Origin of the sequence: Pseudomonas eucalypticola, assembly GCF_013374995.1 — a bacterium.
GTDB classification, from domain to species: domain Bacteria; phylum Pseudomonadota; class Gammaproteobacteria; order Pseudomonadales; family Pseudomonadaceae; genus Aquipseudomonas; species Aquipseudomonas eucalypticola.
Map to the genome: position 1 here is coordinate 2,451,776 of NZ_CP056030.1, position 25,084 is coordinate 2,476,859.

General features: G+C 64.8%; 22 protein-coding genes. 10 read left to right on the forward strand and 12 right to left on the reverse strand.

Features of this window, described 5'->3' with window-relative positions; all coding sequences use genetic code 11:
• The first annotated feature begins 3 nt into the window (after positions 1–3).
• From HWQ56_RS11305 to HWQ56_RS11320, 4 genes are all read left to right on the forward strand, one after another.
• Positions 4–744: an AraC family transcriptional regulator gene (locus HWQ56_RS11305; protein ID WP_176570527.1), complete on the forward strand. Its 741-nt coding sequence runs from the start codon at positions 4–6 to the stop codon at positions 742–744.
• Positions 745–926: 182 nt separating this feature from the next.
• The gene (locus HWQ56_RS11310; protein WP_245217836.1) at positions 927–2,333 is read left to right on the forward strand and encodes an efflux transporter outer membrane subunit; all 1,407 of its coding nucleotides are present in this window, start codon (positions 927–929) and stop codon (positions 2,331–2,333) included.
• Entirely contained in the window at positions 2,330–3,460 is a 1,131-nt protein-coding gene (locus tag HWQ56_RS11315) for an HlyD family secretion protein (RefSeq protein WP_158158073.1), read from the forward strand. The genes HWQ56_RS11310 and HWQ56_RS11315 overlap by 4 nt, the downstream gene beginning before the upstream one ends.
• Positions 3,450–4,952, forward strand: coding sequence for a DHA2 family efflux MFS transporter permease subunit (locus HWQ56_RS11320; RefSeq protein ID WP_176570529.1), 1,503 nt, complete (start codon positions 3,450–3,452; stop codon positions 4,950–4,952). Before HWQ56_RS11315 ends, HWQ56_RS11320 begins: the two co-directional genes overlap by 11 nt.
• A 28-nt stretch (positions 4,953–4,980) precedes the next feature.
• Here HWQ56_RS11320 and HWQ56_RS11325 read toward each other — a convergent pair whose 3' ends face one another.
• Both HWQ56_RS11325 and HWQ56_RS11330 read right to left on the reverse strand, forming a co-directional pair.
• Positions 4,981–5,856 carry a LysR substrate-binding domain-containing protein gene (locus tag HWQ56_RS11325; RefSeq protein WP_176570530.1) on the reverse strand — a complete coding sequence of 292 codons (876 nt, stop codon included), beginning with the start codon at positions 5,854–5,856 and terminating at the stop codon, positions 4,981–4,983.
• Positions 5,857–5,943: 87 nt separating this feature from the next.
• The gene (locus HWQ56_RS11330; protein WP_176570531.1) at positions 5,944–7,383 is read right to left on the reverse strand and encodes a flavin-containing monooxygenase; all 1,440 of its coding nucleotides are present in this window, start codon (positions 7,381–7,383) and stop codon (positions 5,944–5,946) included.
• A gap of 203 nt (positions 7,384–7,586) precedes the next feature.
• Here HWQ56_RS11330 and HWQ56_RS11335 point away from each other — a divergent pair, with 203 nt between their 5' ends.
• Entirely contained in the window at positions 7,587–9,212 is a 1,626-nt protein-coding gene (locus tag HWQ56_RS11335) for an ArnT family glycosyltransferase (protein WP_176570532.1), read from the forward strand.
• A gap of 134 nt (positions 9,213–9,346) precedes the next feature.
• Here HWQ56_RS11335 and pmrG (HWQ56_RS11340) read toward each other — a convergent pair whose 3' ends face one another.
• Positions 9,347–10,003 (reverse strand): lipopolysaccharide core heptose(II)-phosphate phosphatase PmrG, encoded by a 657-nt coding sequence (pmrG, locus tag HWQ56_RS11340; RefSeq protein WP_176570533.1) that lies wholly within the window; start codon positions 10,001–10,003, stop codon positions 9,347–9,349.
• Positions 10,004–10,257: 254 nt separating this feature from the next.
• Between pmrG (HWQ56_RS11340) and HWQ56_RS11345 the strand changes: the two genes are divergently transcribed.
• Positions 10,258–10,944 (forward strand): response regulator transcription factor, encoded by a 687-nt coding sequence (locus tag HWQ56_RS11345; protein WP_158158328.1) that lies wholly within the window; start codon positions 10,258–10,260, stop codon positions 10,942–10,944.
• Positions 10,945–10,999: 55 nt separating this feature from the next.
• Here the strand turns inward: HWQ56_RS11345 and HWQ56_RS11350 are convergent, their stop codons facing one another.
• From HWQ56_RS11350 to arnB, 8 genes are read right to left on the reverse strand one after another with little or no spacing between them, the layout of a single operon-like run.
• Positions 11,000–12,364, reverse strand: coding sequence for a UDP-glucose dehydrogenase family protein (locus HWQ56_RS11350; RefSeq protein WP_176570534.1), 1,365 nt, complete (start codon positions 12,362–12,364; stop codon positions 11,000–11,002).
• 10 nt (positions 12,365–12,374) lie between these two features.
• Positions 12,375–12,776, reverse strand: coding sequence for a 4-amino-4-deoxy-L-arabinose-phosphoundecaprenol flippase subunit ArnF (gene arnF, locus HWQ56_RS11355; protein ID WP_176570535.1), 402 nt, complete (start codon positions 12,774–12,776; stop codon positions 12,375–12,377).
• A complete protein-coding gene (arnE, locus tag HWQ56_RS11360) occupies positions 12,773–13,117 on the reverse strand; it encodes a 4-amino-4-deoxy-L-arabinose-phosphoundecaprenol flippase subunit ArnE (protein ID WP_176570536.1) in 345 nt (114 codons plus the stop codon). The genes arnF and arnE overlap by 4 nt, the downstream gene beginning before the upstream one ends.
• Positions 13,114–14,763 (reverse strand): lipid IV(A) 4-amino-4-deoxy-L-arabinosyltransferase, encoded by a 1,650-nt coding sequence (gene arnT / locus HWQ56_RS11365; RefSeq protein WP_176570537.1) that lies wholly within the window; start codon positions 14,761–14,763, stop codon positions 13,114–13,116. Before arnT ends, arnE begins: the two co-directional genes overlap by 4 nt.
• Positions 14,760–15,644: a 4-deoxy-4-formamido-L-arabinose-phosphoundecaprenol deformylase gene (gene arnD, locus HWQ56_RS11370; protein WP_176570538.1), complete on the reverse strand. Its 885-nt coding sequence runs from the start codon at positions 15,642–15,644 to the stop codon at positions 14,760–14,762. The genes arnT and arnD overlap by 4 nt, the downstream gene beginning before the upstream one ends.
• On the reverse strand, positions 15,644–17,635 hold the full coding sequence (gene arnA, locus HWQ56_RS11375; RefSeq protein ID WP_176570539.1) for a bifunctional UDP-4-amino-4-deoxy-L-arabinose formyltransferase/UDP-glucuronic acid oxidase ArnA: 1,992 nt from the start codon (positions 17,633–17,635) through the stop codon (positions 15,644–15,646). The genes arnD and arnA overlap by 1 nt, the downstream gene beginning before the upstream one ends.
• Positions 17,632–18,654 (reverse strand): undecaprenyl-phosphate 4-deoxy-4-formamido-L-arabinose transferase, encoded by a 1,023-nt coding sequence (gene arnC, locus HWQ56_RS11380; RefSeq protein ID WP_176570540.1) that lies wholly within the window; start codon positions 18,652–18,654, stop codon positions 17,632–17,634. The genes arnA and arnC overlap by 4 nt, the downstream gene beginning before the upstream one ends.
• A complete protein-coding gene (gene arnB / locus HWQ56_RS11385) occupies positions 18,651–19,799 on the reverse strand; it encodes a UDP-4-amino-4-deoxy-L-arabinose aminotransferase (protein ID WP_176570541.1) in 1,149 nt (382 codons plus the stop codon). Before arnB ends, arnC begins: the two co-directional genes overlap by 4 nt.
• A gap of 452 nt (positions 19,800–20,251) precedes the next feature.
• Here arnB and HWQ56_RS11390 point away from each other — a divergent pair, with 452 nt between their 5' ends.
• Complete coding sequence (locus tag HWQ56_RS11390) at positions 20,252–21,553, forward strand: sensor histidine kinase (protein WP_176570542.1); 1,302 nt, start codon at positions 20,252–20,254, stop codon at positions 21,551–21,553.
• Here the strand turns inward: HWQ56_RS11390 and pmrG (HWQ56_RS11395) are convergent.
• Entirely contained in the window at positions 21,550–22,221 is a 672-nt protein-coding gene (pmrG, locus tag HWQ56_RS11395; RefSeq protein ID WP_176570543.1) for a lipopolysaccharide core heptose(II)-phosphate phosphatase PmrG, read from the reverse strand. The two genes, HWQ56_RS11390 and pmrG (HWQ56_RS11395), sit on opposite strands and share 4 nt — an antisense overlap.
• A 299-nt stretch (positions 22,222–22,520) precedes the next feature.
• Between pmrG (HWQ56_RS11395) and HWQ56_RS11400 the strand changes: the two genes are divergently transcribed.
• From HWQ56_RS11400 to tpx, 3 genes are all read left to right on the forward strand, one after another.
• Positions 22,521–22,787 (forward strand): DUF1652 domain-containing protein, encoded by a 267-nt coding sequence (locus tag HWQ56_RS11400; RefSeq protein WP_158158161.1) that lies wholly within the window; start codon positions 22,521–22,523, stop codon positions 22,785–22,787.
• 173 nt (positions 22,788–22,960) lie between these two features.
• The gene (locus HWQ56_RS11405) at positions 22,961–24,283 is read left to right on the forward strand and encodes an OprD family outer membrane porin (RefSeq protein ID WP_176570544.1); all 1,323 of its coding nucleotides are present in this window, start codon (positions 22,961–22,963) and stop codon (positions 24,281–24,283) included.
• Between the two features lie 136 nt (positions 24,284–24,419).
• Positions 24,420–24,920, forward strand: a complete 501-nt coding sequence (gene tpx / locus HWQ56_RS11410; RefSeq protein WP_158158163.1) for a thiol peroxidase — start codon at positions 24,420–24,422, stop codon at positions 24,918–24,920.
• The last annotated feature ends 164 nt before the right edge of the window (positions 24,921–25,084 follow it).

Here is a 25,084-nt window from a genome sequence, read left to right on the forward strand (position 1 = left end):
GGCATGCTCAACCGTTCCCCCTTGCTGGCCTGTGCCGATGACTATGCCAATGGCGAGGTCATCGCGCCCCATTGTCATGGGCAGGTCCAGTTCATCCACGCCATTTCCGGGGTCATGCGCGTCACCACCGGCCAAGGCAGCTGGGTGGTGCCGCCTGGGCACGCGCTGTGGGTGCCGCAGGCCATGGAGCACGAGATCCGCATGACCGGCAACGTGCAAATGCGCACGCTGTTCATTCACCCCTCGGCGCTGGGCTTCAGGGTCAGCGCTTGCCAGGTGGTCAAGGTGTCGGCCCTGGTCCGGGAGTTGATACTGGCCGCCATCGGGGGCCTGGGCGCGCCCCAGCGCGAGGCGCGCGACCAGCACCTGCTGGGCTTGCTGTTCGCCGAGCTGGAAGGGGCGCCGCCGTTGGCCACCCATGTACCGCTGCCCCTGCAACCACGCCTCAAGTCGTTGTGCGAGGCCTTCGTCGCCAACCCCGCGCAGGAGTCCACCCTGCAGGACTGGGCCGACCAGAGCAACATGAGCTCGCGGACCTTGGCGCGCCTGTTCCTGCGCGAACTGGGCATGACCTTCGGCGAATGGCGCACCCGCACGCGGTTGATCCTGAGCCTGCAGCGCTTGGCCTTGGGCGTGTCGATACTGGAGGTGGCGCTGGAGCATGGGTATCAGAGCCCCAGCGCGTTCAGTGCGATGTTCAAGCGTGAGTTGGGGTATGCGCCCAGCCATTATCAGGTGGGGTAGGGGGAACGGGTGAGGTCCGAGTGCGCCCTCCAATCTCCACCTTGTCCCAATCAAAACGACACTTGTCCAAATCGCGCGGGCACGTCTCACACCGGATCCAATAATCTTCAGGCCTTGTCCTCTTCAGAATAAGGTCTGCAATGCCCCCTGCCTGTTTGCGCCCCTTGCTCCCTTGGTTGCTGATGGCACTGTTGCCTGGTTGCAGCCAATGGGCCAGCCACGAACCTGCGCGTTCGTCTTTGCCCACCACCAACCCGTGGCAGACATTGCCCGCGCAGGTCAGCGGCGAGCCGCTGCCCGGCCAGTGGTGGCAGCTGTACCACGACCCGGCGCTGGACCATCTGGTACGCGAGGCGTTGGCCCACAACCGCGACCTGGCCCAGGCCGGGGCTCATGCCCAGGCCCTGCTGGCCGGCCTGCACGAGGCTGATGCCCAGCGTTGGCCGTCCACCACGGTGGACATGGGCGCCAGCTATGGCAAGACTGCGGACGACCAGACGCTGGCCAAGGCGACCGGCAGCCATGCACCGGCCCAGTGGGCATTCAACCCGGGCCTTGAGCTGGCCTACCAAATGGATGTGTGGGGCCAGGTGCAACATGCCATCGAGCGTGCCCAGGCCAACGCCCAGGCGGCGGCTGCAGCCCAGGACCAGGTGCGCGTGACCGTGGCGGCGCAGACCACCCGGGCCTACGTCGGCACCTGCGCCTTGGCTGCCCGCGCCAGGGTGCAGCGCCAATCGCTGGCGGTGCTGGCCGATAGCGTGCGGTTGCTGCAACGCCAGCGCCAGGCAGGCCTGGTCACTGACTTCGAAGTGTCCCGCATGCAGGCGTTGCAAGGGCAGGTGCAGGCCGGGTTGCCGATGCTGGAGGCACGCCGCCAGGCAGCGGTGTTCGAACTGGCGACACTGACAGGCAACCCCACGCCGACGCCCGTCGATTGCCAGCAGGTGCCCCAGCTGAGCGCCGCGCTGCCGGTAGGGGACGGCTGGCAATGGCTGGCACGGCGCCCCGACATCCGCCAGGCCCAGCGCGAGCTGCAGGCGGCCAGCTTGCAGGTGGACATCACCCAGGCCGACCTGTACCCCAAGGTCAGTTTCGGTGCCTCACTGACGTCGTCCAGCCACCCGCTGAACCAGCTAGGCGACAGCCACGCGGTGATGTTCGGTATCGGTCCGTTGATCAGTTGGCAATTTCCCAACCGTGCCGCCAATCGCGCCCGGGTCGAGCAGGCCCGGGCCCTGGAGCAAGGGCAGCTGGCGCGGTTCGATGCCCAGGTGCTCGGCGCCCTGCAACAGGTCCGCCAGGCCCTGGTGCTCTATGACGGCGAACGCCAGCGTCACGCCGCCCTGGCGCAGGCGCTGGGTAGTAGCCGACGGGCCTTTGACCTGGCCCAGCGCAACTATCGCGCTGGTGCCCTGGATTTCCTCGATGTGCTCGACAGCGAGCGTGAGCTCATCGGCCTGCAAGCCGGCCTGGCCGATGCCGACGGCCAGCTGCTGCAGCGCCAGATCGACCTGTTCGCCGCCCTCGGGGGCGGCTGGCAGCGCGACGACACTTCCCTTTCCACTGCTGACGGAACCGCCCCATGAACATTGCCGCCCACGACATCGACCACGGTCAGCACCAGGCCCAGGCCCTGCGTCTGCGCCGCAAGCGCCGGTTGCAGCTGGCAGCCGGGGTCGCCGGGTTATGCGCGGCGGTGGCCGCCGGCGGGTACTGGTGGTTGCAGGGGCGTTTCCTGGAGAGTACCGACGATGCCTATGTGCGCGCCGACTGGGTGCCCATCAGTGCACGCATCAACGGCTACGTCGCGCAGGTGCTGGTGGACGACGACCAGCCGGTGAAAGCCGGGCAGGTACTGGTGCGCATGGACGACCGCGACTACCTGGCCCACCGCGATCAGGCTCGCGCGGCCGTGGCGGAAGCCGATGCTGCCGCGTTGGCCGGCCAGGCCAGCCTGGCCGTGGCCCAGGACCGGGTTGCTGAGCAGCAGGCCGCCATCGCCCAGGCCGCCGCCCAGGCCCAGGGCAGCCGTGCCGAATTCCAGCGGGCCAGCCTCGACCGCCAGCGTTACCAGGGTCTGGTACATGACCAGGCTGCCAGCGCCCAGCGCCTGGAGAGCGCGGAGTCCAGTTTCGCCCAGGCCCGCGCGACCCTCGATGCCGCGGTAGCGCGCCAGCATCAGCAGGAGCTGGCGCTGAACGTCGCCCGCGGCCGCGAGACGCTGGCCCAGGCGGCGCTGCAACAACAGGTGGCGCGTCAGGCCCAGGCGCGGGCGCAATTGGCCTTGGCCGATCATGCACTGGAAGATACTCAGATACGCGCGCCGTTCGACGGGGTGGTCGGCCAGCGCAAGGTACGTGAACGTCAGTACCTGTCGCCTGGCCTGCCGCTGTTGGCCGTGGTGCCGGTACAACAGGCCTATGTGGTAGCCAACTTCAAGGAGACCCAATTGCAGCACATGCGAGCCGGGCAGCCGGTGGAGCTGCGCGTGGACACCTACGGCGGCCAGCGTCTGCACGGGCACGTGGCGAGTTTCTCGCCGGGCTCGGGGGCAGTGTTCGCGCTGTTGCCGTCGGATAACGCCACCGGCAACTTCACCAAGATCGTCCAGCGGTTCCCGGTCCGCATTCTACTCGACGCCCCCCAGGGCCAGGCGCCCATCCTGCCCGGCATGTCGGTGGTGGCCACGGTGGATACCCGCGATGAGCGCTGAGCAACCGGTTTCCCTGCGTGCCTGGGTAGCGGTCATCGGGGGGTTGTTCGGCTGCTTCATGGCGGGCATGAACGTGCACGTCACCAGCGCCGCCTTGCCGGAAATCGAAGGCGCGTTGGGGGCTAGCTTTCAGGAGGGGTCGTGGATCTCCACCGCTTACCTGGTGGCCGAGATCGTCATGATCCCGCTCACCGCCTGGTTGGTGGAGGTGTTCTCGCTGCGCCGGGTGATGTGGGTGGGCGCGTTCGTGTTTCTGCTGGCGTCGGTGGCCTGCTCGCTGGCGCCGAACCTGTCGGTGATGATCGCCATTCGCGTGGTACAGGGGGCAGCGGGGGCGGTGCTGATTCCGTTGTCATTCCAGCTGATCATCACGCAGTTGCCGGCCAGCAAGGTGCCCATGGGCATGGCGCTGTTCAGCCTGGCCAACAGTGTCGCCCAGGCCGCGGGCCCGTCCATTGGCGGGTGGTTGACGGACGTCTATAGCTGGCGCTGGATTTTCTACTTGCAACTGGCGCCCGGCGTGCTGCTGTTGCTGGCAATCGCCTGGGCCATCGACGCCAGCCCCATGAAGCTGGAACTGCTCAAGCGCGGCGACTGGGCCGGCATCACCGCCATGGTCATCGGCCTGGGCGGGGTGCAGATCGTGCTGGAGGAGGGCGGGCGGGAAGACTGGTTCGGTTCGCCGTTCATTGTCTGGATGAGCGTGGTGTCGGCCGTGGCGCTGGTTTATTTCATCGCCTCCCAGCTGTATGGCAGCCGTGCCTTCATCAACCTCAGGTTGCTCAAGGGCTACAATTTCGGCGTCGCCAGCGTGGCCATGTTCATTTTCGGGGGCATGACGTTCGGCCTGGTGTTCCTGGTGCCCAACTACCTGTCCCAACAGCAGGGCTACAGCGCCAGCGATGTGGGCGTGAGCCTGATCCTGTACGGGCTGGTGCAGTTGCTGCTGGCGCCCTTGATGCCCGCCTTGATGCGCGCCCTGAACCCCAAGCTGATGGTGGCCGGGGGGTTCCTGATCATGGCGCTGGGGTGTTACCTGGGCGCATTTCTGGACGCAGACAGCGCCGCCAATGTGATCGTGCCCTCCGTGGTCGTGCGGGGCATCGGCCAGCCATTGATCATGGTGGCCTTGTCGGTGCTGGCGGTGGCGGGCCTGAGCAAGGCGCAGGCCGGGTCGGCCTCGGCCCTGTTCTCGATGCTGCGCAACCTGGGCGGCGCGGTCGTCACGGCCGCGCTGGCCCAGGCGGTGGAAGTACGCGAACGCATGCACAGCGAGCGTATCGGCGAATCCCTCAGCCAGTTCATGGCCCCGGTGCAGGAACGCCTGGGCGGCATGCTCGACCCGTCGTTGCCGGAGCAGCAGCAGACCCTGGCGGTGATGATGGCCAGCGTGCGGCATCAGGCTTACCTGATGGCCTACAGCGATGCGTTTTTCGTCGCCTGCCTGGCGTTGGCGGGGTGTGCGGTGGCGGCGATGATGATGCGTCGCTGAGGGGGGGCAGGGCGCCCGGAATGCCTGCCTAACCGCCAATGCCCACCACCCAGTCGCGTGCCGCCATCACCCGCGGATCGCCATCGGCCCGGTGCACCAGCACATACTCGCGACCTTCCTCGGCGGTCACCGGGGAGATCACCTTGAGCAACCCCAGGCGCACATCCTGCTCCACCAGCGCCAAGGGGCACAGCGCCACGCCGTGCCCGGCGATGGCGGCGGTGCTCATCTCATTGAAGTCGTCGAATACCAGCCCTGGCTGCGGGGGCAGGTTCTCGAGCCCGGCGTTGGCGAACCATTGCTGCCAGCCGCTGCTGTCGAGGTGGTGCAGCAGTGGGGTGGCCAGCAGGTCTTCGGCGGTGACCAACGGTGCATTGCGTTGCAGCAGCACCGGGCTGCACACCGGTTGCGCGGCGCCGCTGAACAGCGAGCAGGCCGGCAAGTGCCCGGGATAGGGGCCGTTGCACGGGATGATGGCCAGGTCGACATGGTCGGGCAGGGTATCGCCGTCGACGGTGTCCAGCGCCAGGCGTATCGACAACTCCGGGTAGGCCGCGGTGAACTCCTCCAGCCGCGGTACCAGCCAGCGCGCCGCCACCGCGGCCGGGCAGGCCAGCGTCAGCGGCCGAGCACTGGGGCGGGCAATGAGGCGCTGGCAGGCCTGGTCCAGGCGGGTGAAGGTGTCCGTCAGCGACGTCGACAGTTCCTTGCCGGCCGCCGTCAACCGCAAACCGCGCCCGTGGCGGCTCAGCAAGGGCGTCTCGAACCAGGCTTCCAACTGGCGCACCTGCTGGGCGATGGTCGCGTGGGTCAGGCCCAGCGCGGCAGCGCCGTCGACGACGCTACCGAGGCGGGCAGCAGCTTCGAAGGCGCGCAGCGCGGGCAAGGGAGGAAGGCGTGCCATGGGAAACACTCGCGGGGGAAAGCCCGCAATATAGCGCGTGGCGCCGTTCCATTTTGTTCAAGAGTTTGTGCCTATGTTTCTGCCTCCTCAGAAAAACTCAAGCGCCGGATGCTTCACTCGCCCCAGGCGAAAGCGCAGGTAATCCAGCACATAGTTCTGGCGCAGCAGCCAGGGCGCTCGCGCGCCTTGCTTGGGCAACCCGTCAAGAGCGCGCAGCACGTAGCCGGCGTGCAGGTCCAGCAACGGTCGGCGTGCACCCGCGGGGCCATCGAGCCGGGGGCGGCATTGTCGGTGGCCATGCCGGCGCATGTGGTTGAGCAGGCGGCATACCTGGCGCGACGACAAGTCGGCCCGCAGCGTCCAGGAGGCGTTGGTGTAGCCCACGCAGAAGGCCAGGTTCGGCACCCCCTCCAGCAGCAGGCCCTCATAGGCCACCCGCTGCCCCAGGTCCACGGCCTGGCCGTCGACGCTCAGGGCCATGCCGCCACAGGCCTGTAACGTCAGGCCCGTGGCGGTGACAATGATGTCGGCGGCCAGGTGGCCGCCGGAGGTCAGGCGCAGGCCGTCGGTTTCAATGCTGGCGATCGTGTCAGTCACCACCTGGGCCTTGCCGCTGGCAATGGCCCGGAACAGGTCGCCATCGGGCACGATGCACAGGCGTTGGTCCCAAGGGGCATAGCGCGGGTTGAAGTGCGTGTCCACCGCGTAGCCGGCAGGCAGTGCGGCGGCGACCCGTTGGCGCAACAGTTTGCGCGACAGTCCCGGCAGGCGTCGGCACACCTGGAACAAGGCCAGCCCGGCCAGGGCGTTCTTCCAGCGCGCCAGGCTACCGGCCAGTTCTGGCGGCAGGCAGCGGCGCAGGGCGTTGGCCAACGGGTCGCGGGCGGGCAGGGCCAGCACGTAGCTGGGCGAGCGTTGCAGCAGCGTGACCTGCCGCGCTGTTTCGGCCAGGGCCGGTACGAGGGTGACGGCGGTGGCACCGCTACCGATCACCACCACGCGTCGATCCCGCCAGTCCAGGTCCTGGGGCCACTGCTGCGGGTGTACCCAGCGTCCTGCGAAGCACGCTTGGTCAGGAAACGCCGGGCGGTAACCCTGGGCGTAGTCGTAGTAGCCACAGCACAGGTACAGAAAGCGGCACTGGTATTGGCACGGCACTCCCTCGATATCCACCTGCAGCGTCCACAGGGCCTGGGCGCTATCCCAGGCTGCGGCCAGCACGCGCTGGTTGAAGCGGATGTGCCGTTCGATACCGCCGGCTCGCGCCGTGTCGCGCAGGTACTGGGCGATGCTCGCGCCATCGGCGATCGAGGCGCCGCCCTGCCATGGTCGGAAGGGATAGCTGAGGGTGAACATGTCGGAGTCCGAGCGGATACCGGGGTAGCGGAACAGGTCCCAGGTACCGCCCAGCTCCGCCCGGGCCTCGAGCACCGCGTAGCGCTGGTCCGGGCAATGCTGCTGAAGCCGCCAGGCGGCGCCGATACCCGACAGGCCCGCACCGATGATCAGTACGTCGAAGGTGTCCATTTCATCATCGTCCTTGTCGTGTTCTGTAATGATTAGCGCCCGGCATGAATGTGCCCCATGACATAAATTTGATAACTGCTCGCTGATACTGTGCGCGCTCCCCTTCAAAAACGGAATTGCTTCGATGGGTACCCGATTCGTCCAGTTACTGTCGTTCCTTGCTTTCGTGGGCATTGTCTTCCTGACCCTGTCGGGGATCGCCAATGCTTGAGTTGCCTGCCCATGCCTCCCGCGGTGTCGCCCGTCAGGCCTGGTGCGCGGGGCTGATCGCGCTGGTGGTGTTCATGGCCGGCGTGTGGGGCCAGGCCCCGGTCGGTTTCGATTCACGGTTTTTCCTCTTCGCCCAGGAAATGCTGCGCCACGGCCCCACGTTCTTCCCCACCACCTACGGTGAGCCGTACCCCGACTACTCGGCGACCTCGACCTTCTTCGTGTATCTGCTGTCGCTGCCCCTTGGCCAGGTGAACAGCTTCAGCGCCTGGCTGCCCAGTGCCATCGCCGCCGCGGTGACGGTGGCGCTGCTGTACCGGTTGGTGGCGCCGTATTCGCGCCAGTGGGCGCTGATCAGTATTGCCCTGCTGGCGCTCAGCGGCACCTTCGTGATGGAAACCCGGGCGGTGTCCCAGGACCTGATGCTCACTGCCGTGGCCCTGGCAGTGTTCTACCTGGGTTACGCCTGCGACCACTTCCACACGCCGCGCCGCCTGGGCGCCATCGCCGCGCTGTTGATCCTGGGGTTCGCCATCCGCGGGCCCATTGGCCTGGTGGTGCCCACCGGCATGCTCTGCGCCTATTACCTGGTCAGCGGCCAGTGGCGGCGGCTGTTCGCGGTCGGCTTCAGCGCCCTGGTGTTGTTGGGCCTGGCCATCGGCCTGCTGCTGTGGCTGGCCCGCCTCAGCGGCGGCGACGCGTTCGTCACCGATGTGGTGCACATGCAGGTCACCGGGCGCATCGATGGCAGCGAGGGGGCCAGCGGCCCGCTGTACTATTTCATCAGCTCGTTGGGCAATTACGCGCTGGCCTACCCCCTGGCACTGCTGGTGCTGGCGGGCGCCTGGTTCGCCGGGCCTGCCCGCCAGGGGCCGGGCCTGCAACTGCTCAAATGCTGTGCGGTGGCGGGCCTGATCGTGCTGCTGGGCCTGTCGGTGCCCCAAGCCAAGAAAGCCCGCTATGTGTTGCCGATGTTGCCCATGGCGGCCGTCATTGCCGGTTATCCCTTCCATCGCCTGGGTGGGCGCGTGTTCGCCTGGTTGCGCGGGGGTATGCAAGTACTCTGGCTGGTGCTGCCCGGCCTGTTGCTGGTGGGGTTGCTGGTGGCGCACCGGCGGTTCCCCGAGTGGCTGCCTCAGGTGACGGCGCCGGTGGTGGTGCTGGCGGTGTTGCAACTGCTGGCCCTGGCGTTGCTGGCGAAGCCGGGCATTCGGGCCATCGGGTTGGCGTACTGTGCCGTGCTGGCACTGTGGTCCAGCTACATGCTGGTATTCGAGCCGACTGAGCGCGCCCTCTACGACACGCGTCAGTTCAGTGCCCAGGTCGACCATGCCGTGCAACAAGCGCCGGGGGCGTTGGTGCTGCACGGCATGGGCAAGGACGCCAAGGCGATCAAGTTCATGGTCAACGTCGATCGTGACCTGCGCCCGCAGTTCACCGACAGCGTGGCGCAGCTGGCGGCGCTGCCGGTTGGCACCTGGGTGATGATGGACGCCAAGGACCGCGATGCCCTGCACGGCACCCCGCTCGGCAGCGCGGTGCCTGTGGTGCAGGGCAGGTTCGACAAGGACGACTACGTGCTGCTGCGGGTCGTGGCTGAGCGCACCGGCACTCCGTAGCGGCGGCGCTCAGGCCGTGTGGGTCTGCTCGCAAAAAATCTGACTGGGCCAGGCCCCGTTTGCCTTGTTGAGCCCATGGGGCTTCACGCTACCGTCGCACGTCTTCCTGGCTGAAGGTTCACGCCTCAATGGCTTCATCGTGCCTCATTCTTGAGCGCAGTATCCCAGCCGCCCACGGCCAATACCCCCAGCGCCCGGGCCTTGTCGTGGTGGTTGACACGAACGAAGAAGGCCGTGCCGTAGTCGCTGGCATCGGCATGCTCGTAGCCAAGCTGGGCTTGCAGTTTGCTGATGCAGTCGCTGTGGGTGATCAGGATCAGGTTGCGGTGTGCCTGCTTGTGCGCCAGGGCATCCTGCAACAGATGGGTCTTGCTGCACGCGCGCAGCCATTCCTGAGCTTGGTTGGCCTCGCCGAACATGTAGTGGCCGGTTTGCGCCGTGCGCGTGGTCGGGCTGCTGATGACGTCGGTGTTGGCCATGCCAAGGGCACGGAAACCATCGCCGATGCGGTCGGCTGCCTGGCTGCCGTCATGGGTGATGCCATCGGTAACATCCAGGCATTGATCATCCGAGCGGTCGCAGCGCTCCGCATGGCGTATCAGCACGATCACGTCACCGGCGGCCCAATGCTGGCGCACGCGGGCGTTGGCCATGTTGCCGGCTTCACCCAGGTCCAGCGGCGAGCGCGGCCACGCCACGAAGCCTGCGATCAGCGCCGGCACGATCAGCACGGCGGCACCTTTCCAGACCTTGCGCAGCAGGCGTCGGGGAGGGCGGGGTATCGGCGTCATGGAAGGCATCCGTGGAGGGGCGGGCAGCCTTGGACACTAGGGGGCAGATCGTGGCACTGGGGTGAAAACACTGTGAAAAATTCGAAAATTCATTTCGTCGAAAGCGTTTGTCATTCTGGTGCGCAACGCGCCATGTAACACGATTTTGACGATCAGAATGCTATTACGCCTCCTGGATTCAGCGGAGCGTCACCGTGCCGACGCCAACCGTCACGACGCACGCACAGCAAGTACAAGAAAGTGGTGGGGGATTTATGCAAATTCTGGTGGTTGAGGACAACCGAGACATTCTCGACAACGTGACCGAGTACCTGCAGTTGCGCGGCTGCGAGGTCACCCGGGCGGAGGACGGCCTGAGTGGCCTGCACCTGGCGGCCACGCGCTCGTTCGACATGGTGATACTCGACGTCATGCTGCCCGGCATGACCGGTACCCAGGTGTGCCAGCGCCTGCGAGAAAGCTCGCGCGCCGATACGCCGGTCATCATGCTCACCGCGCGCGACGCCTTGACCGACCGCCTGGATGGCTTCAAGGCCGGGGCCGACGACTACCTGATCAAGCCATTCGCGCTGTCCGAACTGATGGCCCGGATCGAGGCTCTGGTGTGGCGGTTCAAGCGCCAGAGCTCACGGGTGCTCAAGGTGCATGACCTGTCTTACGACCTGGACACGCTGCAGATTACCCGTGGCGACGCATCGCTTCGCTTGAACCCCACGAGCCTGAAGATGCTTGAACTGTTGATGCGCAAGAGCCCGGCGGTGGTGACCCGGCGCGAGCTGGAGGAAAACGTCTGGGGCGAATACACCCCCAACAGCGATAGCCTGCGCAGCAACCTGCATTTGTTGCGGCGCATGGTCGACAAACCCTTCGATGTGCCGTTGATTCACACCATCCACGGCATTGGCTACCAACTGGTCTACAAACCAGGTGAGTCCGGCTAGCGGGCCGCCGTGTGGTTCGTTTGCGCGTAGCGTGTCGGAGCGGATCGGCTGTTGATCATTGGGTCCACTTCCCGCTGGGGATTGGCAGGTCGCAGGACGCCCCGCGGCCAATCGGGAAGTAGGTGAAACCCTTCTGCGCCAACCGCTCCACGTCATACAGGTTGCGCCCGTCGAAAATCACCGGGTTGGCCAGGCGCTTCTGGATCAGGTCGAAGTCCGGGGCCTTGAACTGTTGCCATTCGGTGCAGATGATCAGGGCATCCGCGCCGTTCAGGGTCGACTCGGGGGTGCCCATCAGCATCAGGTTGGGCTGCTCGCCGTACAACAGTTGGGTTTGCTGCATGGCTTCAGGGTCGAAGGCGCGCACATGGGCACCGGCGGCCCACAGGGACTCCATCAGCTCGCGGCTAGGCGCGTCACGCATGTCGTCGGTGTTGGGCTTGAAGGCCAGGCCCCACAGGGCGAACGTGCGGCCCTTGAGGTCGCCCTTGAAGTAGGCCTTCACCCGTTCGAACAGCTTGTGCTTCTGCCGTTGGTTGATGGCTTCCACCGCCTGCAGCAGGTCATTGGAGCAGTGGGCCGCTTCGGCGGTGTGGATCAGTGCGCGCATGTCCTTGGGAAAGCAAGAACCGCCATAACCGCAACCGGCATAGATGAAGTCGTAGCCGATGCGCGGGTCGGCGCCCATGCCTTGGCGGATGGCTTCGATATCGGCACCCAGGTGCTCGGCCAGTTCGGCGATCTGATTGATGAAGCTGATCTTGGTGGCCAGCATGCAGTTGGCCGCGTACTTGGTCAGCTCGGCGCTGCGCAGGTCCATGAACAGGATGCGGTCGTGGTTGCGGTTGAACGGCGCGTACAGTTCGCGCATCACGTCGCGCACTTCCTGGCGCTCGCAGCCAATGACAATGCGATCCGGGCGGCGGCAGTCGCGCACGGCCGATCCTTCCTTGAGAAATTCGGGGTTGGAGACGATGTCGAACTGCAACGTGCGGCCGGCCTTGGCCAGGGCTTCGTTGATATGCTTTTGCAAGGCGTCACCCGTGCCCACCGGTACGGTGGACTTTTCCGCGACGATCAGCGGCGCTACCCGATGACGGGCAATGGCATCGCCCACCGAGAACACGAAGCGCAAGTCGGCCGAACCGTCGTCACCGGAGGGCGTGCCCACGGCGATGAACAGGACCTCGCCGTGCTCGATGGCCAGCTTTTCATCGCTGGTGAAGTGCAGGCGCCCGCTGTCCAGGTTTTCGCGCACCAGCGCAGAGAGGCCGGGCTCGAAGATGGTCACGTGGCCCTTGGACAGTTGCTCGACCTTGTGCTGATCGATGTCCATGCAGATCACGTCGTGGCCCACTTCCGCCAGTACGGTGGCTTGCACCAGACCTACGTAACCGCTACCGATAACACTGATTTTCATTGCGCAGATCCTATGACTTGTTGCCGTGTGTACGTCGCGAATTGATGGTCAACACGCCGAGGACGACCAGGGTCACCCCCAGGCTTTTCAACAGCGAGAAATGTTCATTGAAGGCCGGCAGGCTGGCGGCCAGCAGGTAGACCAGGGCGTAGCTGATGCTCAACAGTGCATAGGCGCGGCCCAGGGGTAGGTGTTGCAGCGCCCCCAGCCAGCACAGCATCGATAGCGCGTAGGCGAAGATCGCGGCCATCACCCCCCCCAGCGCCAGCCATGGCACCGGCCCGTTGGCCAGCGTCTCCAGCCATTGGGCCGGCACGGGCAGGCGCGTCATGCTCCAGCGCATGCCCAGCTGCGCGCCACTGACCAGCAGTACACTGCTGGCGGCCAGGGCAAAACCCTGCGCGCGGCTCATGCTTGCCACCCCAGCAACAGCACGCCGGCCATGACGATGCCCACCCCCAGCCAATGGCGGGCGTCCACGTGCTCCTTGAAGACGAAACGCGCTACCAGGGTCACCAGCACGAAGTTGAGGCTGAGCATGGGGTAGGCGACGCCCACCTCCAGGTGTTGCAGCACCAGCAACCACAGCAGCAGGCCAAGGCCCAGGCACAGCAGCGCCAGCCACAGCCAGGGAGTCGCCAGCTTGGCCAGGATGCCCGCCGGCGCGCCGCGCCACGACTCGACGGCCATTTTCTGCGCGATCTGGCCCAGGCACGTCAGGGTGCAGGCGGCCAGCAACAGGCAAAAGATCATGGCGGTGTCTGGCTATAGAACAGGATGGTGATGTTCCCCTGCTCGAAGCGTTGGCTATACCCCTGCAGCCGGGTCAGTTCGCTGTCGTCCTCGTGATCCTTGATGCGCAGCACCACGGCCACCGTACCCTGTCGACGCGCCTCGGCCAGCCACTGCGGGCCCTGCAGGAACAGCACCAGGCGCGCTTTGGCGTCCGGGTAGCTGAGCCCATACTTGGTTTCGCCGGCCGTGGCGAACAGGGTGATGTCGGGACGCACGGTGTGCCAGGCCAGGGCTGCGGCGGCGCCCAGGTCATTGCTCATCAAAGAGCCAGCCTGGCGCAGTTGCTCGGTATGGTCAGCGATGAAGCGATCGGGCGTCTTGTTGTTGACCACTTTGTCGGGCAAGGCATTGGGCAGCAGCGCAACGACCAGCCCCATGCCCACCGCCGGGGCGGCCCACCAGCGCAGCGGGCGCCACCAGGCGGCCAGGTTGCAGAGCATCCAGGCCAGCAGGGCGCCGGTCACCAGGCTCAGGTGCAACGGTTCATCCTGGTACACCGGCTTCTTGAATTGCAGCCAGGCCAGGGCGATCAACCCCAGCAGCCCGATCACCCCATTGAGCAGGGCATTGCTGCGCAGCGCCCGTGTCTTGCCTTGGCTGATCAGCGTGTTCAGCGTGTCGCCCAGCAGCAGGGCCAGTGGCAGCATGCAAGGCAGGATATAAGTGGGTAGCTTGCCGCGCGAGAGGCTCAGGAATGCCAGGGGTAGCAACAGCCACAGCAGCAGGAAAACCCGGCGCGGCTCGCCGTGCTGGCGCCAGGCATCGCGTGCGCTGGCCGGCAGCAGCAGCGCCCAGGGCAGCGCGGACAGCACCAGCAGCGGCAGGTAGAACCAGATGGGTTGGGCATGCTGCGCGTCTTCGGCAGCAAAGCGGCGGATGTGCTCGTGCCAGAAGAAGAACGACCAGAAGTCGGACTCTTGATGGTTGACCATCAGCGCCCACGGCGCAGCGACCAGCACGGCCACCAGCACCCCGAACAGGCCGAAGCGCAGCAGTTCGCCGAAGCGCTTCTGCCAGATCATCCAGGGCAGCGCGATCAGCACCGGAAATACCCAGGCCAGGAAACCCTTGGTCATGAACCCCATACCACAGGCGACGCCCAGCAGGCCCCAGCTCAACAGGCGCTCACGGGGCGTGCGGCTGTCGATGGCCAGCCACAGCGCCACCAGGCTCAGGTTCACCCACAGGGTGAACTGCGGGTCCAGGTTGGCGTAGCCGGCCTGCCCGGCCACCAGGCCGAAGCTCATGTACAGGACGGTGCAGATCACGCTCTTGCGCCGCTCGCCCCACAGGCGGTTGGCCACCCAGTAAGCCAGCACTGCGCTCAGGCCCAGGCTCAGGGCCGAGGCTACGCGTACACCGAACAGGTTCTGGCCGAACAGCGCCTGGCCGATGGCGATCAACCAGTAACCGGCCGCCGGCTTCTCGAAATAGCGCAGGCCCATGAAGTGCGGCGCGGCCCATTTGCCGGTCAGCAGCATCTCCTGGCTCATTTGCGCGTAGCGGGTTTCGTCGGGAATCCACAGCCCGTGGAAGGGCAGGGGCAGCAGGTAGAAAAGCCCGAATGCCAGCAGCAAGACGGGCAGGGTCCAGCGCAGGTTCATGGGCGTTGTACCCCGAGCCAGCCTTCGCGCCCTTCCAGGGCGCCACGGGTCAATTGTTCCACCGGCAGGCTGCCGGGGTCGGTGGGCAGCAGTTGCCCCAGGGGTTGGAACTGTATCTGTCGCTCGCGTGCCGTGGCCAGCAGGCGGCGGAAATCATCGGCCATCAGAATCCCTTCCACTTCGGCGTGTATGGTGTAGTTGTTCAAGCCTCCAGGCTTGAAGCGTTCCAGGATGTAGTCATTGAAACCAGCGGCACTGACCGTTGGCCCCACCACCTCGTCGAAGGTGGGCAGGTCCACGGGCACCTGCACGGTACCCGGGGTGCCATCGACCAGGCGCGGCTGGAACAGGTGGCTACCCCGGCAGTCGCTGTTGTAACGGAAGCCGAAGTCTTCCTTGGCCTGCACCACGCGCTCGTCCGCGCGCCAGCCGGCGGCGGCGGAGCAATCGATGCGCTGGCCAAGAATGTCGTTCAGGGTTTCCACGCCACGGCGGATCTGCTCATGCAACCGTGCCTCGCTCCAGCGCCCGGCGTTGGCCTGCCAGCCATGGTGGTCCCAGGCGTGCAGGCCGACTTCGTGGCCGGCGTCGCGGGCTTGGCGCATCAGGTGCCCCAGGTCACGGCCGATGGGCTTGCCTGGCCAGGCGGTGCCCGCCAGCAGGATGTCCCAGCCGTAAAGGCCGGCTGCATTGGAACGCAGCATCTTCCACAGAAATCGCGGGCGGATGAGGCGCCACAAGTGGCGCCCCATGTTGTCCGGCCCGACACTGAAGAAAAATGTCGCCTTGACCTGGGCTTCGTCGAGCAGTTCGAGCAACCGCGGCACCCCTTCACGGGTGCCTCGGTAGGTGTCGACGTCGATGCGCAGACCTGCCTGCATCAGCGCTTGCTCTCGATTTCAACCATGGCTTCGCGCAGGAAGAAGTCCAGGGTCTTGCCGATGGTTTCGCTGAGCTCGATGGTCGGGGTCCAGTCGATCAGGCGTCGGGCGTTCTCGATGCTCGGCGTGCGGTGCGTCACGTCCTGGTAGCCATTGCCATAGAACGCCTTGCTTTCGATTTCCCGGAAGCCGGCGAACGGCGGGAAGTTGCCGCGCAGCGGGTGTGCCTCGAACTGGCGCAGCAGTTCTTCGCCCAGTTGGCGGATGCTGGCTTCGTTGGTCGGGTTGCCGATGTTGATGATTTCGCCATCGCACTTGCCGTCGCGGTTTTCGATGATGCGTGCCAGGGCCTCGATACCATCGTCGACGTCCGTGAAGGTACGTTTCTGTTCACCACCGTCCACCAGGCGAATCGGGGTGCCTTCCACCAGGTGCAGGATCAACTGGGTGATGGCACGGGAGCTGCCGATGCGGGCCGAGTCCAGGCGGTCCAGGCGCGGGCCCATCCAGTTGAAGGGGCGGAACAGGGTGAACTTCAGGCCTTTGTCGCCATACGCCCAGATGACGCGGTCCAGCAATTGCTTGGAGACCGAGTAGATCCAGCGCTGCTTGTTGATCGGGCCGACCACCAGGTTGGAGGTGTTCTCGTCGAACTGGGCGTCCTGGCACATGCCATAGACTTCCGAGGTGGACGGGAAGATCACGCGCTTGTTGTATTTCACGCAGTGACGAACGATTTTCAGGTTTTCCTCGAAGTCCAGTTCGAACACGCGCAGCGGGTTGCGGGTGTATTCGATCGGGGTGGCGATGGCCACCAGCGGCAGGACCACGTCGCACTTCTTGATGTGGTATTCGATCCACTCGGAGTGGATGCTGATGTCGCCTTCCACGAAGTGGAAACGCGGGTTGCCGCGCAGGTGTTCGATGGCGTCGGAGCCGATGTCCAGGCCGTAGATTTCATAGCGGTCGTCGCGCAGCAGGCGCTCGGACAGGTGGTTGCCGATGAAACCGTTGACGCCCAGGATCAGCACGCGGGTGCGGCGCACGGGGCGGCCAGCGGCCTTGCCCACCAGTTTCGAACCTTCCACCAGGCCCAGTTCGCGGGCCAGCTGCGGGCCGCTCAGGTACAGGCCGTCGTTGTTGCGCTGGCCGGCGGTGATCTGCAGCGCGTCGGTGCCACAGGCAATGCGCAGCGGTTCGACGCTGATCACGTGGCCAGGTTCGAAGCCCTGATTGCCCGCGACCACTTCGGCGCTCCAGACGATGAGTTTGTGCTCACCCACGGCGCAGAAGGCACCCGGGAACGGCTGGGTCACGGCGCGCACCAGGTTGAACAGCTCCTCGGCTGGGCGTTTCCAGTCCAGCAGGCCATCGGCCGGGGTACGGCGGCCGAAGTACGAGGCTTGGCTTTCGTCCTGCTCGGTTTCGCTGACTTCGCCCTTGGCCAGCAACGGCAGGGTGTCGTGCAGCAGGGCCGCCGCGGCATCGCGCAGCTTGGCGTGCAGGCTCAGGCCGGTATCGGCGCGCTCGATGGCCACGCTTTGCTGGGCGACGATGGCGCCGGCGTCCGGGCGCTTGACCATGCGGTGCAGGGTGACGCCGGTCTCGGTTTCACCGTTGACCAGCACCCAGTTGGCCGGTGCGCGGCCGCGGTAGCGCGGCAGCAGCGAGCCGTGCAGGTTGTAGGCTCCGTTTTTGGCGCTGGCCAGCACGGCTTCGCTCAGCAGGTTGCGGTAGTAGAACGAGAAGATGAAGTCGGCGTCCAGCTTGGCGATACGCTCGACCCAGATGGGGTGGTTGGCATCTTCGGGGGCGTGCACCGCAATGCCCTTGCGGGCACAGAGTTGGGCCACCGAGCCGTAGAAGTTGTTTTCCTTGGGGTCGTCGGCGTGGGTGAACACGGCGGCGATGTCGTAGCCTGCCTCGAGCAGGGCGTTGATGCCGGCGCAGCCGATATCGTGGTAGGCGAAGACAACAGCTTTCTGGTTCATGAGGCAGCCTTGCTGGAAGAAATGGAAATCGATGTTTCAGGATGAGGTTCGCTGTCGGTGCCAACGGGGTCGTTGCTGCGCAGCACTTTCTCGATGAAGAAGCGCGGGCGGGCACGCACATCGCTGTACATGCGGCCCAGGTACTCACCCAGCAGGCCCATGCCAATGAACTGGCCGCCGGTGAACACGAACAGCACGGCGAACAGCACGAAAGTGCCGTGGCCGGACCATGCGGCGCCATAGATCAAGCGCAGCACGATCAGCGCCAGGGCGAACAGCACGCCAAGTGTGGCCATGCCCATGCCGACCACGCTCAGCAGGCGCAACGGCGTGGTGGTCATGCAGGTGACCAGGTCGAACATCAGGCTGATCAGGCGCATGGGGCTGTACTTCGAATCGCCGTACTCGCGCTCGGCATGCTGCACCAGCACTTCGGTGGTGTGGCGGGCGAAGCTGTTGGCCAGGATCGGAATGAAGGTGCTGCGCTCGCGGCAGGCCAGCATGGCGTCGACCACGCTGCGGCGGTAGGCGCGCAGCATGCAGCCGTAGTCGCTCATGGCCACGCCGGTGGAGCGCTGCACGGCCAGGTTGATCAGTTTCGAGGGCCAGCGGCGCAAGGCCGAGTCCTGGCGGTTGTTGCGCACGGTGCCGACCACGTCGTAGCCCAGCGCGGCCTGTTCCACCAGGCGCGGAATCTCTTCCGGGGGGTTCTGCAGGTCGGCGTCCAGGGTAATCACCAGGTCGCCGATGCATTGCTCGAAGCCTGCCATGATCGCGGCGTGCTGGCCGTAGTTGCGGTTCAGGATCACCGCCACCACGGGGCTGCCCGGGCGCTCGGCGGCGTCCTGCAGGATATCGGCCGAGGTATCGCGGCTACCGTCGTCGACCAGCACGATTTCGTATTTCTGGCTGAGCTGCGCGCAGGCCGCTTCGGTGCGGCGCAGCAGTTCCGGCAGGCTCTGTTCTTCGTTGTACACCGGTATTACGATGGACACGGTGTTGATCGGGTAAGGTCTCACGGGCGGTGTTCCAGAGTCTTTTCAATGGCGCAGGCAACACGCTCGACATCGTCGAGGGTCATGTCGGGGAACAGTGGGATGGAGCACAGGCGTGCCGAGTTCCATTCGGTGTGGGGCAACTGCACGTCCGGGAACCGCTGGCGGTACCAGGTGTGCAGGTGCGTGGCGATGAAATGGATGCCGGTGCCAACGCCCTGATCCTGCAAGCCTTTCATGAAGGTTTCGCGGGCGATGCCACAGCGCTCGGGGTCGATGCGCAGGATGAACAGGTGCCAGGCGTGTTGCTGCGGCCAGGCAGGCTGGGTCAACGGCAACACCGGCAGGTGCTTGAGGCGTTCGAGGTAAGCCTGGGCCAGTTGCTCGCGCTTGGCGTTGATGGCTTCCACGCGCTCCAGTTGCACCAGGGCGATGGCGGCATTGATGTCGGCCAGGTTGTACTTGAAGCCGGGCTCCTGAACCATGGCCTGAGGCTTGCGGCCGTGGGTCATGCGGTCGTAGGCGTCCACGCCCAGGCCGTGGAACTTGAGCATGCGCACGCGGTTGGCGAACGCTTCGTCATCGCTGACGAACATGCCGCCTTCGGCGCAGGTCATGTTCTTGATGGCGTGGAACGAAAAAATCGCGGTGCCCTGGGCGCCGACTTCATGGCCCCGGTAGCGGGTGCCCACGGCATGGGCGGCATCTTCGATCACGCGAATGCCGTGGCGGTCGGCCAGCGCATACAGCGGGTCGAGGTCAAAGGCGGCGCCGGCGTAGTGCACCGGAATGATGGCCTTGGTGCGCGGGGTGATGGCGGCTTCGATGGCGGCGACGTCGGCCATCAGGGTGTCGCGGTCCACGTCGACGAACACTGGCGTGGCCCCCAGCAGACAGATCATGTTGGCGGTGGACACCCAGGTTTGCGAAGGTGTGATCACTTCGTCACCGGGGCCGATGCCCAGCGCCAGCAGCGCGATGTGCATGGCGCCGGTGGCGGAGGACAGCGCCACGGCATGGGCGCAGCCGGTGCGACGGGCGAATGCCTGTTCGAGCTCCTGAGCCTTGGGGCCGGTGGTAATCCAACCGCTGCGCAATACCTGCTCTACTGCGGCGATCTCCTGGTCACCCATGCTGGGACGGGAAAAGGGGAGAAAACTCTGATTCATGACATCCTCGGAATCTGACAGGCTTATGCGCTTCGTGCGTCATAGGTGCCCTACGATAGTCGTAGGACCATCCGTTATAGAGAGAGATTATTACCGCCGCAAGCTGAACGAACGCTTGCTGAACGACTTATTGATCGGGCGCATGCCAAGGTGGTGCGAAAGGCCATCCAGCGCGCATTGAAAGTGAGTTCTACGCATTCGTATGTAGGAAACTTCTGATCAATAACACGGGAAATTTCCTCTGCTTGCTTTGGCCCTCTTGGGCTGGGGCAAATGTGCCCGCGCGAGCGTCAAAAAAGAGTGAGCCACTGATGAAAATGCTGTCTCGTTGCCATCGTTACACTGCTTGAACAGGTCTTTGACACCTGTGGGTGTAAAAGGGGCTGTTAGAATAGGCTTCTTCACTGGCCCGCCCTCCTGGACTGTTGCATGACGTTGAGCCGCATGACCTCATGAATTCGATTCTCGCCCGCTGGAAAGCCAAGCGCTCGCGCCAGAGCCTGGCTCAACGAATCATAGTCGTCTTTGCCGTGATGACCACACTGGTAGCCGGGGTGTTCGCCGTCGGCATCGTCGCGACCGTGCACGTGGTGGAGAAAAAACTCACCACGACCGGCCTGGGCGGCAACCTGCATCGGCTGTTGTTGATGGAGAACCGTGACGACTGGAGTCACCGCCCGGAAAAGGACGAGCTGTTTTTCGCCGACGAAGGGGACGGCGACCTGGCCATGCCGCCGGATCTGGCGCCGCTGGAGCCGGGGTTCCATGAAGTGCGGCGCCTGGAGCGCAGTTGGTACGCCATGGTGCGGGTCGTCAACGGCCGCAAGTATGTGCTGCTGCGTGACCAGCAGGGTTTCGAAGAGCGCGAACGGTTGCTGTTCGGCGTCGTGATCACCGGTTTTGTGCTCAGCCTGCTGGGTTCCATCCTGTTGGGCTGGCTGCTGTCGCGCAAGGTCATGGCGCCGGTGATCCGCCTGGCCCGCCAGGTGCGCCACCGCGATCAATTGATGGACCTGGCGCCGCCGCTGGCCCCGGATTACGCCGCCGACGAAGTGGGCACCCTGGCCAAGTCATTCGATGACACCTTGGGGCGGCTGCGCTCAGCACTGGTGCGCGAGAAGTTGTTTACCGGCGATGTCAGCCATGAATTGCGCACGCCCCTGATGGTGCTCGCCAGTTCCAGCGAATTGTTGCTGGAGAACCCGGCACTGGATGCCCGGGCTCGCGACCAGGTGTCGCGCATTGCGCGCGCCAGCAGCGCCATGCGCCAACTGGTGGACACCTTCCTGTTGCTGGCCCGTGCTGAAAATGCCGAAGGCGGGCAGGGGCAGAGCGCAGGCATGCTGCAGGTAGCCCAGGAACTGGTCGACACCTGGCGCACGCCCATCGAACACAAGGGGCTGGTGCTGATCTACCAGGCCGACGCTGCCGGCACGGGGGTTTACAACCAGACGTTCCTCGGCGCGGTGATGGGCAACCTGCTGCGCAATGCCTGGCACTACACGGACGAAGGGTTCATCCGCCTGACCCTGTTGCCCGATGGCTTTACCGTGGAGGACAGCGGTATCGGCATTCCCGAGGAAAAGCGCCTGGAGATGTTCCAGCCGTTCGTGCGCGGTGACGAGCAGCGGGGCGAGGGGCTGGGGTTGGGCCTGTCATTGGTGCAGCGCATTTGCGTGAACGAAGGCTGGACAGTGACCCTGACCAGCCGTGAACCTCACGGCTGTTGCTTCGCCGTGCACCTGGGCGGTTAACCCTTCATGCGGTGAAGCAGGCGTGGCCATTGCGAGGCGTTCAAGTACCCCAGCACCCGCGGCGTACCGCTGGCCGGGTCCACCGACACGAACAGCGCGCTGGCGTAGCCGGGGCCATCGCCGCCGCTCAGGCCAGCCTGGTCTTCCAGGGCGTCGATGCATTCGCTGTGCGTCACCAGGACCAGGTTGCGGCCGGGCTGCTTATGGGCTACCACGTCCTGAAGCATGCTCTTGCGGCAGTTGGCCAGCCAGTCCTGGGAGGTAGCGGCTTCGCCGAACATGAACATCGCGGTCTGCCGGGTGCGGGTCACGGGGCTGGTCAGTACCTGAGCCTGGGCCATGCCCATCGCTTGCAGGCCATCGCCCACTTTGCTCGCCACCTGGCTGCCCGCCAGGGTTATGCCATCGGGATCGCCCAGGCAGGCGTTGTCGGAGCGGTCGCAGCGCTCGCCGTGGCGCACCAGCACCACGATCTTGCCGGCCTTCCAGCCCTCCATCAGCCCGGCATGGCGCAGCACCTTGGCCTCACTGATATTGGCCGGGCCCTCGGGGCGCAGTGCCAAGGTGGTGGCCGATGCCAGGCTGGCGAATACCAGTAGGCCCAGGGCGACGACACGGCGACGAAGGGCCAGGCGTGGTTGGGGCAGGGCGACAGAGGTTACCGGCATCTTGAGTCCAGGGACGGGGAGAATGGTGCGGACTGTAGAGGGGGGAGGGTTAAAGGCTGGTGAACGGAATGTGAAAATTTTAATGCCTGGGGGCATGTCGCGGAAAAACCCCCTATGCGCCGGAAAGGCCTGACAGGAAATCAGCTGAATCGATTACCCCGATCCTCCCCGAAACGACCCTGTCCAAAACACCCCCGCGCTCCTGTCGCCTCCCCATTGCAACCCTAAATAACAGGGTATATATAGAGATTTGACGCGCCATTTGGCGCACCCAAACTGCCTGAACGAGGACGCCAAACATGATGACACTGGGACTCTGTTCGCTTGAACTTCGCAACATCATCGAGTGCGCGTTCCTGCCGGCTCATTGCACTTGCACCCTGGCGCCGGACCAGTCGCTGACGGTGCAGGTGACCGACCCTGTGACCGGCCAGGTGGAATTGATGGTGACCGGTATTTCGACCGATCGTCTCAACAGCAGCCGCGCCATCTCCGTGCTGATCAGTGAGTTGCGCCAAGACCTTGAGCATAACCGCACGACCTTCCCTCACGCCCTGGCTGGCTGAGGACAGCGCCGGCGCCGCTGCGCGGCGCCGGCGCCCGTCATGGCGCTGAAGATAGGGCACTTCGCCATTATCTAAAATTTGTTTCATGTCGTTTCATGGAACTTGTCTCGGAACTGTCATGTACCGGTCCCGTAATGGCGTCAGTTTTTTACTGACCTGTAACGAGACCCGTGATGATCAAGAAGATAGTCCGTCCCCTGCTGGGTGCCATGCTGGGTAGCGCCGCCCTGGCGGCGCACGCTGATTTCATCGATGACAGCCATGCCGACCTGACGCTGCTCAACCGCTACTTGAACCAGCAGGGCAGTGACGTGGTTGGCAGCAACAAGAAAGCCAACAGCGTGCGCGACTGGGGCCAAGGCTTCGAGCTCAACTTCAAGTCCGGCTTCACCGAAGGCACCGTGGGCTTCGGCCTGGACGTGCAAGCCTTCTACGGCGTCAAGCTGGACTCGCAGGAACAACAGGGCAGCATGTTCCCACTGGACGATGGCAAGAGTGCCAACCAGTTCGGCGTGCTGAGCCCGACGTTCAAGATACGTTTCCTCAAGGATGAACTGCGCGTCGGTACCCTGACCCAGAGCAACCCGATGCTGGCCAACACCGATGGCCGCCTGTACCAACAGACCAATACCGGTGCGCAACTGGTGTCCAAGGACCTGAACAACTACGTGTTTACCCTGGGTAACATCACCCAGACCAAGATTCGCAACGAAACCGGCGACCAGGACATGATCACCGGTGGCGGCGCCAAGGGCAGCAACCGCTTCAGTTACGGCGGCGCTGACTACATCGGCATCAAGAACACCACCCTCAGCGGTTGGTACTCCAACCTCGCCGACTACTACCAGCAGTTCTACCTGGGCCTCAAGCACACCGACGCACTGCCGGTGGGTAGCCTGGCCACCGATCTGCGTGCCTACCGCAGCCTGGGCACGGGCGGCAACGGTGACGGCGACAGTGATTACGCCGCCGCGGGCTACTACGGCGGTACCACCACCAAGGGCCGCATCAACCAGTCGACCTTCAGCCTGATGGAAAGCTACAGCCTGATGGGCCACACCGTCGGCCTGGGCGCGCAGAAAAACACCGGCAACAGCGACTTCCCGTACCTGGATTCGGGCCTCAACAGTGGCGACGCGCGTCAAGGGCCTGGCAGTGGCGCCGATACCCCGGCGCTTACCAACCTGCAACTGAACAAATTCCAGCACGCCGGCGAGCGCACCTTCCTGGCGCTGTACAGGTATGACTTCGGCCAGTTGGGCCTCAAGGGCCTGGGCTTCTCGGCACTGTATGCCCACGGTGACCAGATCAAGGTGGCCAGCGGTGGCGATAGCGAATGGGAACGCGACCTGGCCCTGAGCTACGTAGTACCCGAGGGTACCCTCAAGGGCCTGGGCGTGACCTGGAAAAATGCCCAGGCTAACCCGGAGATGACCGGCCAGACCCATCAGGACGAGAACCGCTTGTACGTCAGCTACGTGATGCCGCTGTGGTAACCGGTTGGCAAGGGTTCCACCGTTGAGGGGATGCTTGAGAGCGGGCACGCCGCTCCCGGCAAACATCGACATTTTATGTTCACGGGATTCGTGGTTAACTTCGTCTCTTTACCCTAACAACAGAAGGATTCCGTTCATGGCTCAAGTGACGCTCAAAGGCAACCCGGTTCAGGTCAAGGGTGAGCTGCCAAAAGTCGGTACCAAGGCGCCTGGGTTTTCCCTGGTCAGCGGTGGCCTGGCCGATGTGGCCCTGTCCAGCTTTGCGGGCAAGCGCAAAGTCCTGAACATCTTCCCAAGCGTTGACACCCCAACCTGCGCGACTTCCGTGCGCAAGTTCAACGCTCAAGCCAATGAACTGGCCAATACCGTGGTCCTGTGCATTTCTGCCGACCTGCCTTTCGCCCAGGCCCGCTTCTGCGGTGCCGAAGGCCTGGAAAACGTGCAGAACCTGTCCACCCTGCGTGGCCGCGAGTTCCTGGAGAACTACGGCGTCGCGCTGGCTGACGGCCCACTGGCTGGCCTGGCCGCCCGCGCCGTGGTGGTGCTGGACGAAAACGACAACGTGCTGCACACCGAGCTGGTCGGCGAAATCGCCGAAGAGCCCAACTACGATGCGGCCCTGGCTGTCTTGAAATAACAGGCGTGGTGGGCGTTGTCGCCCAGAGTGGGACCCGCTTAAAGAGCAAGGATGCTCACACGTCGTAACAAATGAAACGGCCTGGAGTCTTCCAGGCCGTTTGCATTTCAGACTGCCACTACGTAAATAGCCGGTAAAGCTGCTTTGCACGCGCTGCAACAATG

Excerpts from the sequence above, each read along its gene's own strand:
- HWQ56_RS11305 (WP_176570527.1), top strand. The coding sequence starts at position 4 with ATGCTCAACCGTTCCCCCTTGCTGGCCTGTGCCGATGACTATGCCAAT.
- HWQ56_RS11310 (WP_245217836.1), top strand. The coding sequence starts at position 927 with ATGGCACTGTTGCCTGGTTGCAGCCAATGGGCCAGCCACGAACCTGCG.
- HWQ56_RS11315 (WP_158158073.1), top strand. The coding sequence starts at position 2,330 with ATGAACATTGCCGCCCACGACATCGACCACGGTCAGCACCAGGCCCAG.
- HWQ56_RS11320 (WP_176570529.1), top strand. The coding sequence starts at position 3,450 with ATGAGCGCTGAGCAACCGGTTTCCCTGCGTGCCTGGGTAGCGGTCATC.
- HWQ56_RS11325 (WP_176570530.1), bottom strand. The coding sequence starts at position 5,856 with ATGGCACGCCTTCCTCCCTTGCCCGCGCTGCGCGCCTTCGAAGCTGCT.
- HWQ56_RS11330 (WP_176570531.1), bottom strand. The coding sequence starts at position 7,383 with ATGGACACCTTCGACGTACTGATCATCGGTGCGGGCCTGTCGGGTATC.
- HWQ56_RS11335 (WP_176570532.1), top strand. The coding sequence starts at position 7,587 with ATGCTTGAGTTGCCTGCCCATGCCTCCCGCGGTGTCGCCCGTCAGGCC.
- pmrG (WP_176570533.1), bottom strand. The coding sequence starts at position 10,003 with ATGACGCCGATACCCCGCCCTCCCCGACGCCTGCTGCGCAAGGTCTGG.
- HWQ56_RS11345 (WP_158158328.1), top strand. The coding sequence starts at position 10,258 with ATGCAAATTCTGGTGGTTGAGGACAACCGAGACATTCTCGACAACGTG.
- HWQ56_RS11350 (WP_176570534.1), bottom strand. The coding sequence starts at position 12,364 with ATGAAAATCAGTGTTATCGGTAGCGGTTACGTAGGTCTGGTGCAAGCC.
- arnF (WP_176570535.1), bottom strand. The coding sequence starts at position 12,776 with ATGAGCCGCGCGCAGGGTTTTGCCCTGGCCGCCAGCAGTGTACTGCTG.
- arnE (WP_176570536.1), bottom strand. The coding sequence starts at position 13,117 with ATGATCTTTTGCCTGTTGCTGGCCGCCTGCACCCTGACGTGCCTGGGC.
- arnT (WP_176570537.1), bottom strand. The coding sequence starts at position 14,763 with ATGAACCTGCGCTGGACCCTGCCCGTCTTGCTGCTGGCATTCGGGCTT.
- arnD (WP_176570538.1), bottom strand. The coding sequence starts at position 15,644 with ATGCAGGCAGGTCTGCGCATCGACGTCGACACCTACCGAGGCACCCGT.
- arnA (WP_176570539.1), bottom strand. The coding sequence starts at position 17,635 with ATGAACCAGAAAGCTGTTGTCTTCGCCTACCACGATATCGGCTGCGCC.
- arnB (WP_176570541.1), bottom strand. The coding sequence starts at position 19,799 with ATGAATCAGAGTTTTCTCCCCTTTTCCCGTCCCAGCATGGGTGACCAG.
- HWQ56_RS11390 (WP_176570542.1), top strand. The coding sequence starts at position 20,252 with ATGAATTCGATTCTCGCCCGCTGGAAAGCCAAGCGCTCGCGCCAGAGC.
- pmrG (WP_176570543.1), bottom strand. The coding sequence starts at position 22,221 with ATGCCGGTAACCTCTGTCGCCCTGCCCCAACCACGCCTGGCCCTTCGT.
- HWQ56_RS11400 (WP_158158161.1), top strand. The coding sequence starts at position 22,521 with ATGATGACACTGGGACTCTGTTCGCTTGAACTTCGCAACATCATCGAG.
- HWQ56_RS11405 (WP_176570544.1), top strand. The coding sequence starts at position 22,961 with ATGATCAAGAAGATAGTCCGTCCCCTGCTGGGTGCCATGCTGGGTAGC.
- tpx (WP_158158163.1), top strand. The coding sequence starts at position 24,420 with ATGGCTCAAGTGACGCTCAAAGGCAACCCGGTTCAGGTCAAGGGTGAG.